Raw genomic sequence first — 14,867 nt, 5'->3', positions numbered from 1 at the left:
AGCTTATTTTTGCTCTAATTGTATCAACGGATTGAAAAGTAAAGAATCTATAACTTGGTTTTTAAATTTCATATCCTCTAACTGTTTTGAAAGAAAAGTATTCTCTTCATTTAATGAAATATAATGAGAATACAATCTATTTATATCTTTACTTGTATAATAAATATTATTACTTACATAAATTTTTGGAATATACATAAAAAGTGCTAAAAATAGTAATATTAATACAAATCTTAATGAATTTCCTGAGTTTAAACTAAACAAATTTAAATATCCTTAATTTTGAACTTCTACTTCTTGGATTTTGTTTTATCTCAAAATCAGTTGCAATTATAGGTTTTTTTGTAATAATTTTTCCTAAAGCATGATTATTTCCACATTCACATCTAAATACATTCGGTGGACAAATACAACTTTGACTCCATTTTTTAAAATAATTTTTCACAATTCTATCTTCAAGTGAGTGAAAAGATATAATAGCAACTATGCAATCTTTTAATTTTGCCTCTTCAAGTGATTTAAAAAGTCTATCTAAAACTCCTAATTCATCATTTACTTCTATTCTAATTGCTTGAAAAATAAGAGTAGCAGGATGTATTTTCCCTTTTGGTAATTTTTTATAGAAAAACTCTGCAAACTCTTTAGAAGTATAAAATGGGCGATTCTCAACTATCAAAGAAGCCACTTTTTTATATTCACGTACTTCTCCATACTCTTTAAAAATTTTTTCTAACTCATGCTGAGAATAACTATTTATAACTGTTGCAGCATCTAAACTTTTAGTTTGATCCATTCTCATATCTAAAGTTTGACTATTAAATCCAAAACCTCGTTCTTCTTTATCAAGTTGTAAAGAAGATACTCCAATATCTGCCAAAATACCTTTTATAGAATAATCTTTAAACTTTTCAATAACATTTTCAAAATTTCCTTTATTAAATACTACCCTATTTTCAAACTCTTTTAATCTATTTGTACTAAAAGCTAAAGCTTCATAATCTTGGTCATTACAAATTAGCCTAATATCATTATTTTGTTTTAATAAGCCACTACTATGTCCAGCAAATCCTGTTGTACAATCAATAATATATCCAGATTTTATATCTTTAAAACTATCTAAAACTTCATCATATAAAACTGGAATATGAGGAATTTGCATAAACTATCCTTTTATTTAAAGTGGGTTATAATAGCGAAAATTCAATTAAGGCTTAAAATGATAAATCAAGATACAGTGAAACTACTTTCTGAACTATCTTTATCTATGTTTACAAAAAACTTTTTTGGAATTTATCAAGGAGCAATATCAGCTAAACTTGATTTCGAACACTTTATGATAAATACAAGAGATGCTGTATTTGATAGAATAGATGAACAATCTTTTTCTACATTGAATATGAATAACCAAGATTATAGATGGAATATTGCTAGTGTAGATGCTCATATTCATTCATCAATATATACAAATATCCATGAAGCAAAATATATAGCTTTTGGAATGCCAATATACACAACAGCATACACTTTGGTCCATGAAAAAATTGTATTTGAAGATTATTTAGGAAAAACTAAATTTGGTGAAATACCAATATATGATCCTGGAGATTTTTCTACTTGGAGTAAAAGAAGTTCTTTAGAAATAACAAAACATATAAAAAATACTGAACACAATCTTCTAATTATTAAGGGAATTGGAACTTATATTTATGATAGAGATATTCATCAACTTGTAAAGAAAATAGCAATTTTGGAGAATTCTTGTAGGCTTTTAAGCATAAAATCTACCTTTAAATAGAAAAAATATCATAATTTTTACTTGAAACTCATTTTTTTTAGCTAAATTAAAGTTTAATTAGATTAAAGTTTTCTCAATTTATTTTATATGAGGAGTTATCCATGAACAAGGCTGAATTTATTGATGCAGTTGCTGCAAAAGCAGGTTTATCTAAAAAAGATGCAAAAGGTGCAGTTGATGCTGTATTAGAAACTATTACTGAGGCTTTAGTAAAAAAAGATTCTGTAAGTTTTATAGGATTTGGTACATTTACTACAGCTGAAAGAGCTGCTAGAACTGCAAAAGTTCCAGGTACAACAAAAACTGTTAATGTTCCTGCTACAACTGTTGCTAAATTCAAAGTTGGAAAAGCTTTAAAAGAAGCTGTTGCTAAGTAATTATAGCTTATAAAAGGAGTTTGTCAATTTATTGATAAACTCCTTTTTTATTTTCAAATTATATGCCGCTGTGGTGAAATTGGTAGACACAAGGGATTCAAAATCTGATGTCTAAACCCTTTCAAAGTTCGTTAGTAATGGACTTTAAAAAAGTTAAGTACATATTTTAGGTACATAACTTAATTTTTATATTTTGTTAAAAAACAAATGGCTCTGTGGCGGAATTGGTAGACGCGTACGATTCAAAATCGTATTCCACTGGAGTGTCGGTTCGATTCCGACCAGGGCTACCACTTTTATAAAACTTTTCTTAAATTATATTTATCTCTTTTTCCAAGTTTTCTAAAATATAAATTATCTCGTTAAATGTAAGTTTTTTATCAAAAATCATATAGCCTTATAATCTTTTTCCAAAGTATCAAGTCTAAATTTTGGAGGTAAAAGTTTAAATGTTCCTTTTTTTGCTTCTTCATATTTCGCCCAATTTCTTGGATAAAATTTTTGTTTAAACTCAACAACATTTGTTAACAAATCTAAATCATTTAATGCTTCATCTTTAACTTTATTTTGAGCCATCATTGCTAAATCATAATAGTGTCTTGAATATCTTATAGGTATTGTAGAATCAACTGGTCTATTAGCTTCATGATGTAATATAGTTGCTTTTTCCCAAAATGTTCTTTTAGCAACTATTGTATTTATATTACAAGTTGGCTTTTCAAAAACTTGTGGAAATTTAATCGCAGCAAAAGATGATATTTCAAAACTATCACTTGGTAACCAAGAAGCTAAAGGTCCAATTTCAAGCAAGATTTCAGGCCTTAAATAAGTATCATCAAAAGCATTTGGGTAATTAACATTTATTGAGAATTCATCTTCAGATATATTACAACTGCATAATGGAGATAAATTTTGTGAAATTATTGGTAACAATATATCTTTTATGTAAATTTTTGCATTTTCATTTATTTGTTCATTAAACCTAGTTTGTTTATTCTTTGATTCTTGTTCATCTAATGGATTTTCTTTTGATACTAATCTCCAATCTAAAATTAAATCTATATCTTCTGAAAATCTTCCTATAAGATTAAATACTTTTGAAAGGCTTGTTCCACCTTTGAACATTAATATTTTATTTAATCTATCATCACTAAATATTTTATCTAAAGTCCAAACAACCCAAAAATCTTTTTCAACAATAGCATTTGTTGTTTTCATCAAAGTTGCTGTTTCACTAAAAAGTTCAGCTCTTTTTTGTTTAGTTAAATTTGCTATATTATTCATTTTTTATTATCTTTACATATTTGTTTTATTGCTTCATATATCCAAACCGTTGAAGTTTTTGTATCATTTAAAATTTTATCATACATTTTAAAATCAATTTGATTTCTTATTTTTTCTATTATTTCATTTGTAATATGCTCTTTGCCTAAAGTTTTTAAAGATTGAACAATCAAAGAACTCTCTTTATATTTAAAACCTATATCTTTTAAAGGAGCTTTTTTAAACTCTATTTCCATATTATTAAACAATTTGTAACTTCTATTTACCCCATTACTAAGATATATATATTTTGCTTGAATTTGAGTAGATAAATCTAATATATTTAAAGCAGTATCTCCTGAAACTTCTATTTTCCAATTAAATTTTCTAGCATATGCACGAGCTACTTCATCTATATCAGGATTTAACTCTTTTTTTAAAAACTCACTATATTTTGGATAATCATATATTCCTCTTGCTACTCTTCTAATTTTTTTATCTTTTGTTAAATCTGATAAAATATTGTCTATTTGTTGTCTATCAAATTTTTTTATTAAATCAACAGATGAAAAAGCCCACCCCTTTCCATGTCCAGATATAAAATAAAATACCATATTATAGAGTTTCATTAAATCAAACCTTTTAAATATTTTCTAGAAAAAAGTATATCTTTTTCTAGATTTTAATTAGCTTTTAATTTTTCTAAGATCTTTACCATAGCCAAAGTATCAAGTTTACAATACTCCAAAAGTGAGTTTCTAAGTTTTTGTTTTTCTTCATTATCAAGTAAACTAAGTTTTGCAAATGCATTCATAGCTTGGCTTCCATTTTGAACTCCATCTAGTTCTTTATAAGCTTTTTCAAATTCTGGAACAAGTGCTGGTAAAACGTACTTTATAGAATAACTTCCATTCATAGATGGTCTTACATACCATTTCTTTTGAAAAGGTATCATCAAATCTTGCATATTTTCATTTATACTTAAAAGATGTTCACTAAACTCTTCAAATAGTGTTACTAATCTTTTTATTACACCTTTTTCAAAACTCATGTTATATGCTAATACTGTAACATTACTTGGGATATCTTCACAAAGTCTAAGAGCAAGTTCATATCTACTATCAACACTATCTTGAGCTAAATACTCTTTGTGTTCAAGTCTTCCATCTTCATGCTCAATATGAAGTGAGTATTGAAATGGTATTTGTTCAAATGGTTTTAAACCTTTGTATTTTGGAATTGCTTGTTGATATGTTTCAAAGTCTAAATGATATATCGGATAAGTTAGGTTTTGTAAAAATGATTTGATATTTTCTATATCTATATATGTAATTTTTGATTTATAGTTTTCAACAGCTTGTGCTTGAATAGAAGTCATATCAAAATTGTGTGGAATATCATCTATATTTATAATACCTCTATTATATAGTTCTATTTGTTTTTTACTTCCAAGATTGAAAATATTAAATATAGAATAATCAGGTATTTGTCTTTGAACTTTCCAACAGTACTCTTTTGCATCACATTCATAGGGATTATTACAATGTTTACCTATATCAATATTTGGTTCATTCTCTTTATCTTCTAAATATATTTCAAACTCTTTTAAAATATTTGGAATATTTGATTGCATTGATATAACTTCATTTGTAACATCAACTATTTTAAAAAGTTGATGTATATCTAGCTCATCACCTCTTATGTATTCATTATTTATATGAATTACATTTGCACTTTTTACTTTAAAACCCAAGTTTTTAAGTACATAATACTGGATAGATACATCATGCAAATATATATCTTTTACCTCTGTAGAACTTTTAACTTCATAAATAGATACTTCATCATTTTGAATAGTTAAAATATCTACCATAATTAAAATGCCTGAAAAGTTAAATGTAGCTTCATAGATATTTTCCACTCCATCATCAAGCCACTGTTTTGTAGTAGCTATCATCTCATCATAGTTTTTTGAATATGGCACTTCTTTTCCATGAGGGAAAAGTTGACAAGCAAAATCTCCTACTATATTTCCAGTTTCAAATACTACAAGAGCCGATTCATCTGGTGGTGTTAGTACACTTGGCTTATACTTTTTAAGCCAAAGTGCTTTTGGGCATTGGATGCCTTTTGTGTAGAGGGATTTAGAGAGGTTCATAATTAACTTAAGAATTTTCTTTAATTTCTTGAAGCCATTCATCAATATCAAAACTTGAGTTTTCTAATACAATATCTTCAAAAAATGGTTCTTCATCAAATTCATAATTAGAATAAAATGGACTTATACGAGAATATTCTTCAGGAAATCCAATTATATAAGGACTGATAGATATTACCCAAATATTATCTTTATCTTTAAATGTATTTTTGACTACACCATAAATAGAATAAACTGTTTTTACCCCCAATCTTCCCAACGCTGATTGAGATAGAGCATATTGTGAATCAATTTTACATTCAATTCTAATATTTTGCTTTTTATAATGAAAAACAACTAATGGTTCATTGCCTTTTAAAGGTAATCCTACAGAACGGCTATAAAAACCTCCTGTAAAAAAAACATATTGACCATTTATCTGTTTTTTATTTATTGAACGTATTTTAAAAAAACTTCTTATATCAATAAAATTCTTTTTCTTCACTATTTTCCTTAATAACTCTAAATAATGAATACCTTCCCCTGCGTTGATATAACTAAATAACATAGGAGAAGATGAAAGATTTTTTCTTACATATTCTTCATCAAAAAAACCATCATTATTCAAAATTTTTTTATTTTTTAAAGAAGGAGTTACATAAGTATCTGGTATTCTTTTAAAAGTTAATAAAACTAATTCTTCTAACCTTTGAATATTAACAAAATCTACTACTTCATCTCTGATATTAATATTCTCACTTGCTTTTATTTCGTTCTTTTTTCTAACTTCTTCTTCCCACTCAGTTTTTAGTTTTCTTAATTGTGATTTTGAAATCTTATTTGTTAAAGAAACACCTTGTTTATGAGCAAGATCATGATCAGAAGGACATAGTACTATTAAATTATTATATGAGTTATCTTGTGATTTTTCATACTCCTCAATATGATGAATTATAAAGCTATGACTTTTTTCACCTTTACATACATTACATATATAATTGCTATTTTTTAATAGTGTATCAACAACTTTTTTATCAATTGGTTGTCTTTTTGTAGAAGTTTTTACTATAGATATTTCATTTTCATTTAGTTTGTACTTATTTTTTAAATCATTTTGGGATAACGCTTTACATTTAGAAACTGTCAAATCCAAATCTACTAATTTTTTTGATAAATCTTCATCAATACCATATTTAATAAAATTTTCAAATAATATATTATTACTCATATATGTCCTTAGATAATTATCTTACATTATTATGCATAACTGTTTCAAGATTAACATTTAATTTTATTATTCTTGTCAAACCATTTACTTCTTTAATTATTGAAAGTTCAGAGAAATATTCTAATTTTCTTTCCATTCTATCCTTTAAAGACAATTGTGGAAAATCTTTACTCAATAAAGCATTATTTGCTTGAAAATAAAATTTTCTTTGAGAGGGGTCTCTATTTAAAGTAATATAAAATACCCTTTCTCCATTTTCATCACTATTCTCATCATCAAAATATATCATACAATCTTCTGAATTTGTTTCAAAAAAATCTACGTCAAAATCATCATCTTTATTTGGGAATGTATCTTCACTAATTAAATTAATTAAAATTCCTTTCTCATTCGTTGCAAATAAAAATGTATTGATTCTGCTATCCTGTAACCTACTTAATGAATCTACAAAATCCTCAACATCAAAGATAGTCAAATTATTATTTAAATATTCAATAAATCTAGTTATAAAATCTAAATAAGTTTCACTAATTTCAATATCTTCTTCATTAAGAAATCTTTCTACAAATCTTTTTATTGGTTGATAATCATAATGATCATATAAAGTTTCTACAATTATCTTAATTACTTCGATTATATTTTTTAATATTGGTAACCTAGAATGAGAAACTAAATTAATACCTTGTGCCCAAGCTAAATTTACTGCTTCTTTATCAAAGTCACTTGCTGAAAAAATAACAGGTATATCTAAAAACCTATTTGTTGTCCCTCTCATAGAAGAGATATAGTTTTCTGAAATATCCTTATGTATACCAATATACTGTCTTATAAATGATTTATCGACTTTTTTTTCCCAAAACTTACATTCTCCTAGTAATCTAATAGGAAATACAAAAGGAATATTTCTAGTATATAAACCTATAAAATCAATTTGATGTTGAGTACCACGACCTACAATTTCACCATCATTAGATATTATTCCCATATCAATAAATTGTTGAGATCCTTGAGTACATTTTAGGAAACCATTTTTTTGCAAAAGGTGTGAAACAAAAATTTCATATAAATAACCTCTCATTTGACTTTTTTTCATTTTAGTATCCTATGCAAATATTTGTTCAAATATTAATTCAAATTCAATTTTATCTTCATCTATTATAGAGTATTCTTTGAAAAGTTTTTCTTTTGAATCAATTAGTTCACAATAATTTTGTCCTTGAGTAGGCTTATCATCACGAGCTATTTCTTTGGGATAGTAAGACTCTATATCTCCTGCTTCTAACACAAAGATATTGTTTTTTCTGAGAAGCTTTAACAGTTCTCTTTTTTTTGAAACTACATCTTGGAATTCATTTTTTTTATCTTGTAAAACTAATAGCTCAGCTTTTTTTTGTTCAAAAGAAAATAATTCATCAAGTAATTCCAAAACTTTTTCTTTATCATCTATACTTCTAGCATCTTTTATTTGTTCATAAATACTTTTACTAATACTCTTTGATAATTTATCTTTATATTTTCTTGTGGCTAAAGGTTGAATCTCTACATTAGAAACTTTTTCATTTATAAGAGATAATAAATCACTATGAATTTTTTTTATTTCTTCACTTGGTTCTAATTTCTCAAAACCATCTAGTAACACGTCAAGATCTGCTACAAAATAAATATTTAAGTCAAATTTTTTGAAGAAATCTTTATATCTCTTAAAACTACCTTTTCCATTTATTTTTACCAAACTTATTGAATTGTTTTTAAAATCATACTTACTGTTAAGTGTTTTTGAAATATGAGGTAAAACAATTAATTCAGTATCTCCTTCAACTAAAACTACTTTATCAGAAAAGAAGGCATGATTACTTGTTTCAAAAGAAATTAATTGAAACTGATCTTTCTTACTCATATCAGTTAAATCAATATGAGAAACTTTTGAATATGATTTAACTGCATCATCTATCTTTTTTATCTTTATAAATGTTTTTGTTTCGTCAGAAGAAAAGAAAAGTGGAGAATGTGTTGAAACAATCATCTGATGGTCATTTGAAATTTTAGATAATGCTTCAAAAAGGATATTCTGAGCCTTAGGATGTAAATATAATTCTGGTTCTTCAAATAAAAATAAGAACCTATCTTTTTCTTTAAAATTATCTTTATCCTTTTGCCAATCTTCAGAATTAGCTAGTTCTACATAACTTCTTAATATACTAAATGTAATTGCTCTTTTAAACCCATCACCTTTATTCTGAATAGGTCCTATTACTCCATCATTTGCAATAATATTTGCATTAGATAAAATTGATTTAATTTCTGGTGGTGGAACTTCTAAATCTATAGAAACATTTTTAAATGTTTGATTTAAATTCTTTTGTATAGTCTCTTCAATTTGTTTAACTTTTTCTAATCTATTATCAGGGTTTAAATTTCCTTCTTTATCATATGTTTTACTAAGTTTTTTTCTCAGTTCATCAAATACTCCTTTTGCTTCACTTAAATCATCTTCAATAACATCTAAAAGAATATTTAATAATTTTCCAAATGATGCACTATCTTTAGTTTTCATATCATCTGATAAATCTTTTACAGCTGGAATGTAAATAGGTTCAGGAAAAAATGAAGTGATAGAATTATTAATTCCAGTATCTAAAGAGATATCTTTTTCTTCCATTTCATCATCATTGAGAGTTGATATATAGTTATTTATCAATTCTTTAGCTTTTGTTAATGTTTTAACATTTAAAATTTTTTCTTCATCTAATTCTGGATAGTTTTTAGCGAGAACTATAGGTATCTCATTACCTTTTTTACCTTTTAATAATTCATCAATATCACTTTTATTAAACCGTTTGTCTTTAGGAATAAACTTTATATTCCTTAATTTAGAACTATAATCAGTTTTTGAGTATCTTCTAGCTAATTTAATAGAACCTTTTCCATCTGCATCAAATAAAATATTGCTTTTAAATTTTTCTCTATGAGTTTCATCAATTAGCTCTAAGTCTTTTTCTCTAATATTATCAATTTCTACAGAGATAAGGATATCTTTTGAAGTATCAAAAAAATCTTCTTTTGTTAATTTAGTTCCTTTTATAAAAAGTAAAAGAGCTTGAATAAAAGTTGATTTTCCAGCATTATTCTCTCCAATTATACAAGTAAATTTAGATAATGGAGAAGATATATCTTTTAATCCTTTAAAATTTTCAACCTTAATATTTTTAAATATCATAAAAACCTTTCTAATTTAAATTTAAAACACTCGTCCCATCACCCTTAGGCATCACCCTAATTTGCAATGGAATTCTCTCTTTTAGTGCTTCCACATGGGAAATCACACCTACGATTTTCCCTGAACTTTGTAACTGATTTAGTGCATTTAGTGCTAACTCTAAACTATCACTATCAAGTGTTCCAAATCCTTCATCTAAAAAAAGTGAATCTATACTTATTTTTTGACTTGCAAGTGCTGAAAGTCCAAGTGCAAGAGAAAGACTTACTATGAAGCTTTCACCACCTGAAAGCGTACTTACAGGTCTTACTACATCGCCTTGAAAACCATCAATTATTTCTATTTCTAATAGCTTACTTGAATCACTACTTCTTTGAAGTTCATATCTTGGACTTAATATTTGTAGATGTTTATTTGCTAGATAGATAAGTTGGTCTAGTGTAATACCTTGGGCAAATTTGGCAAATTTATCTCCACTTGCTGAACCTATCATTTCATTTAGTTTTATCCATACTTTAAAGGCTTCTTTTTTCTTTTCTAACTCTTTGATTTTATCTTCATGTTTTTTATTGTTTATTGCATTAATTTCAAGCTCTTTTTCTAAACTTCCTATTGATTTTTGAAGTTCATCAATAATAGTTTGTAACTCTTTTAATTCATCATTTAAAGTTTGAAGTTCTTTATCTGTTAGGTTTAACTCTTTTTGTTCAGATAGTTTTTTTGCTGTGTCTATTTTTAGAGTTTGGATTTGAGTATATTTTTCTTCAAGAGCTTTACACACAAAAGATAACTCTTCTCTTAACTCTTTTGGTAAAAGTGCTTTTTCAAACTCTTCTTTTGAAGTAAAACTATTTTCTACAAGAGCTTTATTAAATTTTTGTTTTGTTTCTTCTAGTTTTGTATTATCATTGATTTGTTTTTGATTTAACTCATTTATTTGAGTATTTAGTGATTCATCTTTTGAATTTAGATTTACTAACTCTTTTAATAAAGAGTTATATTTTTCATTGATAGTGTTAAATTTACTTGTTATCTCTTTTTCAAAAATATTTAAATCAGATACATCTAAAATAGCTTTACTTTGAATTTGTAATTCTTTTGTTTCATTAGAAATTTTAGAGAGTTGTTCAATATCTGTTTTTAGACTTGACTCTATTGATATGATTTTTGTATCAAACTCCTTTAGTTGTACTATTAAGCCTTGAAGTTTTATATCAAGCTCTTTTTTCGATGTTTCATTTTTAATAAAACTATCTTTTCTTACAACTAAAATTCTAAAATTTTCTTCAAACTTTTCATCAAATATGAGTTCATATTTACTATATACTTTTGAAAGTTCTTCCTCTAAAGTTTGCTTTTTAGATATGTTTTGAGTTTGTTCATTTTGTAATTGATCTATTGAACTTTTTAGTTTATAAAGTTCTTGTTCATTTTGAGAAACAAAAGTTTGTTTAGTATTTAACTCTTTTTGAAGATTATCCCTTTGAGTTAGAACTTTTTCTTTTTTATCTCTAATTTTTATTATGTTTTGTAACTCTTCTTCTAAAAGTTGCTTTTCTTCTTCTAAGTTTGTTTTAGAATCATCTGTTAAAATGAAATTCAATGAACTAAATACTTGTTCTATATCTTCTTTATTTTTTAATAATTTATTTAGTTCTAAAGTAGATGTATCTATTTTAGTTTCAAGTTTTGATAAGTTTAATTCAATAGTTCGTAAAGCTTTATTTTCTTCATCAAATATTTGCTTCTTTTGAGCGATTATTGAAGTTGTTTCATCAGCATTTACACTTATTTTATGATCTACAAATGGATGTTCTTTTGAACCACATAAGAAACACTCTTCGCCTTCTTTTAGATTTACTCTGTCACTTTCATATTTTGCTATTAAAAGTTCTACTTCTCTTTTGTCATTTAGAGTTTGTATATGTGTTTGTATTTCATTTATTAGTTTTGATTTTTCTTCTATATTTGTTTTTATAGTTTTTGATTCATCTTTTGAAGAAGATATGATATTTTTTTCTTTTGAAATACTGTTTATCAATCTTTTATATTCATCTATCGAAGTGATTAATTTTTCAATACTCTTTAATCTATCCCTATTATTTACTTCTATTTGATTGAAATTTGAAGTTTGAAGGTCTAACTCTTTATACTCTTTATCTTTAGAATCAAACAGTACTTTTATTTCATGAAACTCTTTTTTTGCCTTACTAAAACTATCTTGTAAAATCTTTTCATCTAAACTGTTATTTTGAAGTTTTTCTTCTATTTGTTTTAAAAGTTTTATTACATCTTTATAATCATTTACATTTTTTGAGATTAAAGATATCTCTTCTTTTAATGATTCATAATTTTTATTTTTAATTAGATAATCATTTATAATTTTTAACTCATTATCAATCTTCTCTTGATTTGTTTTTAGTACATTTAAGTCTTCAGTTAGTTTTATTTTTTGTTCATTTTGAGAGCTTATTTTATTTTCTAACTCTTTAATATTTTGAAGTTTTGATTCAATTTTAGTTTGTAGTGTTCTTACTTCTTTAAGTTTTTTAGAGTTCATATCAAATGAGATTTTTTCTTTATCTAATTCATCTTTTACTTTTAATGATTCATTAGTTGTTGATTGTAAGAGTTGTTTTAAATTTTCTAACTCTTTTTGAAGTTTTTCTAGCTTTTCTTTATCTTGATTTATTATTTGAGTTAAAGAATTTTTTTCTTGATAAATTGTCTGAACATTTAAAGCTTTATTTGCTAAATCTAATCTGATAAAATCTTCTTTTTTATTCTCTTTTTCAATAGTAATTTGTTCAAACTCTTGTATATACTTAGTATTATCAGCTTCTACCTTTTGTAAATTTTCAAGCCAATTAATTACTTTCTTTAGCTCATTTCCTTTAGAATCAAATTCAAGTTTTTGAACTTTTGAATTATTTAAAATTGAAGTCTTTTCTTCAATTATTTCACTTGATAATAATTCAATATTTCCTAATAAATTTTCATCTAATTTTATCTCATCATTTTTTCTAATATAAGTTTGATATATTTCTTGTGATATTTGCTTATATATTTGTGTTCCAGTAATCTTTTCTAGTAAACTTGAACGCTCATTTTCACGTGCCTTTAAAAAAGCATCAAAACTTCCTTGAGCCAACATCATAGATTGAATAAACCTATCAAAATCAAGTCCAGATAACTCTTCTATATATTTTGGAACTTTTGAAAGATATGATTCTAAAACTTTTCCAGATTCTAATTCACTAACTTCCATTTTAGCACTTTGGAATGCTCCATCAGGACTTTTTCTAGCTCTTTTTTGACTCCAAGAACTTCTGTAAACTTTTCCTTTTACTTCAAATTCTACTTCACATAGACATTCCCCTGTGTGTCTACTCATAAGTTCATTTGGATTTGATAATCTTGCAGTTCTTCCATATAAAGCACAAGTAATTACATCTAAAATTGTACTTTTCCCAGCACCCGTTGGTCCAGTAATAGCAAATAATGATTCATCTTTTAAAAACTTTTCAAAGTCAACTTCAAACTCACCTTTTAATGAGTTAATATTTAATGATTTTATTTTTAGGATTTTCATAGGCTTTGCACCTTAGAAACTACTTCTTTAAAGTTTAAAAGTAGTTCTTTTTCAAACTCTTTATATTCTAACTTTTCAAGTTCTAATCTCTTTTCAAATACTTGTTCAACTGACAATTCATCTAAACTTATTACCTTTAATTCATTAGCTTTTAATTGCTTTTCACTTTTGTCTATTTTTACAGCAAGCAGTATTAGTTCAAGTTTTGAAGCAAGTTGTCTGATTTCATTATTTGCATACATCGCATTATCATCAGATATATGAACTTCTATCCAAGAGTTTTTATCTTCAATTTTAGTAAGTTCATTTTTTATAGTTTCATAATTACCTTTAATGACAAGTAGTTTTCTATAAAGCGGAACTTCTATTTCTTCTATACTCATTTCATTTTGAGTAAAAGATACAAGATTTACTTTTTGACTGTTTTTTGATTCAGAAAAACTAAGAGGTATTGGAGAACCTGAATATCTAACATGTTCATTATTTCCAACAACTTGATTTATATGAAGATGTCCTAAAACAACATAATCAAACATAGAAGCTAAGTAATCTCCACCAATATCAATAGTTCCACCAATATAAATATCTCTTTCACTTTGAGAACTTCTACTTCCAACTGTTGTTAAGTGTCCCATTCCAATTATTGGTATATTCTTATCTTGTTTTAATTCAAGTGCTTTTTTGTAGCAGTTTTCATAATAAGCTTTAATTCCACTATTTGCTAGTTTCTCTTTTTCTCTTATTGTTATTCCACTAAGAGATTGTCTAATAACACTATCTCTTAAAAATGGAACAGCACAAACAATAGATATTAAATCATTATTTTTATATATAGGAATAATTACATTTTCATCTTCATCACCAGTTGTTATAACATGAACATTTAAAACTTCTAAAAGTTGTTTTGGTGCTTTTAGAGTTGATACTGAATCATGATTTCCAGCAGTTATAATAGTAGTGATTAATGATTTGATATTTGATAGTTCTTTTAAAAAATTATAATAAAGTTCTAAAGCATAATTTGGTGGAGTTCCAGTATCAAAAATATCTCCAGACACTAGCAATATTTCAATTTGTTTTTCTTCTATTATTTTTAAAAGCCAAGAGAGAAAAGCTTCATGCTCATCTACCCTACTTTTTCCCATAAAGTTTTGACCAAGATGCCAGTCTGATGTATGTAAAATCTTCATATTTAAATTCTTGTGTAATTAATTATTTAATTATTGTACATAAATATAGTCACATTCTTGACACATTT

12 protein-coding genes and 1 tRNA gene are annotated in these 14,867 nt (G+C 25.8%); 3 read left to right on the top strand and 10 right to left on the bottom strand.

Translation table 11 applies throughout. The annotated features are described in order from the left end of the window. Positions 1-3: 3 nt before the first annotated feature. Both ALANTH_RS04875 and rsmH read right to left on the bottom strand, forming a co-directional pair. Positions 4-264: a hypothetical protein gene (locus ALANTH_RS04875; RefSeq protein ID WP_026803759.1), complete on the bottom strand. Its 261-nt coding sequence runs from the start codon at positions 262-264 to the stop codon at positions 4-6. Then, positions 257-1,159, bottom strand: a complete 903-nt coding sequence (gene rsmH, locus ALANTH_RS04870; RefSeq protein ID WP_026807921.1) for a 16S rRNA (cytosine(1402)-N(4))-methyltransferase RsmH — start codon at positions 1,157-1,159, stop codon at positions 257-259. Before rsmH ends, ALANTH_RS04875 begins: the two co-directional genes overlap by 8 nt. Before the next feature lie 57 nt (positions 1,160-1,216). Here rsmH and ALANTH_RS04865 point away from each other — a divergent pair, with 57 nt between their 5' ends. The 3 genes from ALANTH_RS04865 to ALANTH_RS04855 all read left to right on the top strand — a co-directional run bounded on the left by ALANTH_RS04865 (position 1,217) and on the right by ALANTH_RS04855 (position 2,465). Continuing rightward, positions 1,217-1,795 (top strand): class II aldolase and adducin N-terminal domain-containing protein, encoded by a 579-nt coding sequence (locus ALANTH_RS04865; RefSeq protein WP_026803757.1) that lies wholly within the window; start codon positions 1,217-1,219, stop codon positions 1,793-1,795. Positions 1,796-1,896: 101 nt separating this feature from the next. After that, on the top strand, positions 1,897-2,172 hold the full coding sequence (locus tag ALANTH_RS04860) for an HU family DNA-binding protein (protein WP_026803756.1): 276 nt from the start codon (positions 1,897-1,899) through the stop codon (positions 2,170-2,172). A 209-nt stretch (positions 2,173-2,381) separates the two neighbouring features. Continuing rightward, a tRNA-Leu gene (locus ALANTH_RS04855) sits at positions 2,382-2,465 on the top strand. Positions 2,466-2,559: 94 nt separating this feature from the next. Here ALANTH_RS04855 and ALANTH_RS04850 read toward each other — a convergent pair. The 8 genes from ALANTH_RS04850 to ALANTH_RS04815 are packed head-to-tail and all read right to left on the bottom strand — an operon-like array spanning position 2,560 to position 14,799. After that, a complete protein-coding gene (locus ALANTH_RS04850) occupies positions 2,560-3,456 on the bottom strand; it encodes a nucleotidyl transferase AbiEii/AbiGii toxin family protein (RefSeq protein ID WP_202961207.1) in 897 nt (298 codons plus the stop codon). After that, on the bottom strand, positions 3,453-4,064 hold the full coding sequence (locus tag ALANTH_RS04845; protein WP_026807922.1) for a DUF6088 family protein: 612 nt from the start codon (positions 4,062-4,064) through the stop codon (positions 3,453-3,455). The genes ALANTH_RS04850 and ALANTH_RS04845 overlap by 4 nt, the downstream gene beginning before the upstream one ends. 53 nt (positions 4,065-4,117) lie before the next feature. Beyond that, entirely contained in the window at positions 4,118-5,593 is a 1,476-nt protein-coding gene (locus ALANTH_RS04840) for a DUF2779 domain-containing protein (protein WP_026807923.1), read from the bottom strand. 7 nt (positions 5,594-5,600) lie between these two features. Then, positions 5,601-6,800 carry an HNH endonuclease signature motif containing protein gene (locus ALANTH_RS04835; protein ID WP_026807924.1) on the bottom strand — a complete coding sequence of 400 codons (1,200 nt, stop codon included), beginning with the start codon at positions 6,798-6,800 and terminating at the stop codon, positions 5,601-5,603. 16 nt (positions 6,801-6,816) lie between these two features. Then, positions 6,817-7,893: a hypothetical protein gene (locus ALANTH_RS04830; RefSeq protein WP_026807925.1), complete on the bottom strand. Its 1,077-nt coding sequence runs from the start codon at positions 7,891-7,893 to the stop codon at positions 6,817-6,819. Positions 7,894-7,902: 9 nt separating this feature from the next. Then, the gene (locus ALANTH_RS04825) at positions 7,903-10,017 is read right to left on the bottom strand and encodes an ATP-dependent nuclease (RefSeq protein WP_034236831.1); all 2,115 of its coding nucleotides are present in this window, start codon (positions 10,015-10,017) and stop codon (positions 7,903-7,905) included. Positions 10,018-10,027: 10 nt separating this feature from the next. After that, positions 10,028-13,609, bottom strand: a complete 3,582-nt coding sequence (locus ALANTH_RS04820) for an AAA family ATPase (protein ID WP_026807926.1) — start codon at positions 13,607-13,609, stop codon at positions 10,028-10,030. Further along, positions 13,606-14,799 (bottom strand): exonuclease SbcCD subunit D C-terminal domain-containing protein, encoded by a 1,194-nt coding sequence (locus ALANTH_RS04815; protein WP_026807927.1) that lies wholly within the window; start codon positions 14,797-14,799, stop codon positions 13,606-13,608. The genes ALANTH_RS04820 and ALANTH_RS04815 overlap by 4 nt, the downstream gene beginning before the upstream one ends. Between the last annotated feature and the right edge of the window lie 68 nt (positions 14,800-14,867).

It is taken from the genome of Aliarcobacter lanthieri (assembly GCF_013201625.1).
In the GTDB taxonomy this organism is placed as follows: domain Bacteria; phylum Campylobacterota; class Campylobacteria; order Campylobacterales; family Arcobacteraceae; genus Aliarcobacter; species Aliarcobacter lanthieri.
This window is presented reverse-complemented; position numbering and strand designations above follow the sequence as displayed.

Bases quoted from the DNA above. Each gene is read 5' to 3' on its own strand.
- rsmH (WP_026807921.1), bottom strand. From the start codon at position 1,159: ATGCAAATTCCTCATATTCCAGTTTTATATGATGAAGTTTTAGATAGT.
- ALANTH_RS04865 (WP_026803757.1), top strand. From the start codon at position 1,217: ATGATAAATCAAGATACAGTGAAACTACTTTCTGAACTATCTTTATCT.
- ALANTH_RS04860 (WP_026803756.1), top strand. From the start codon at position 1,897: ATGAACAAGGCTGAATTTATTGATGCAGTTGCTGCAAAAGCAGGTTTA.
- ALANTH_RS04850 (WP_202961207.1), bottom strand. From the start codon at position 3,456: ATGAATAATATAGCAAATTTAACTAAACAAAAAAGAGCTGAACTTTTT.
- ALANTH_RS04845 (WP_026807922.1), bottom strand. From the start codon at position 4,064: ATGAAACTCTATAATATGGTATTTTATTTTATATCTGGACATGGAAAG.
- ALANTH_RS04840 (WP_026807923.1), bottom strand. From the start codon at position 5,593: ATGAACCTCTCTAAATCCCTCTACACAAAAGGCATCCAATGCCCAAAA.
- ALANTH_RS04835 (WP_026807924.1), bottom strand. From the start codon at position 6,800: ATGAGTAATAATATATTATTTGAAAATTTTATTAAATATGGTATTGAT.
- ALANTH_RS04830 (WP_026807925.1), bottom strand. From the start codon at position 7,893: ATGAAAAAAAGTCAAATGAGAGGTTATTTATATGAAATTTTTGTTTCA.
- ALANTH_RS04825 (WP_034236831.1), bottom strand. From the start codon at position 10,017: ATGATATTTAAAAATATTAAGGTTGAAAATTTTAAAGGATTAAAAGAT.
- ALANTH_RS04820 (WP_026807926.1), bottom strand. From the start codon at position 13,609: ATGAAAATCCTAAAAATAAAATCATTAAATATTAACTCATTAAAAGGT.
- ALANTH_RS04815 (WP_026807927.1), bottom strand. From the start codon at position 14,799: ATGAAGATTTTACATACATCAGACTGGCATCTTGGTCAAAACTTTATG.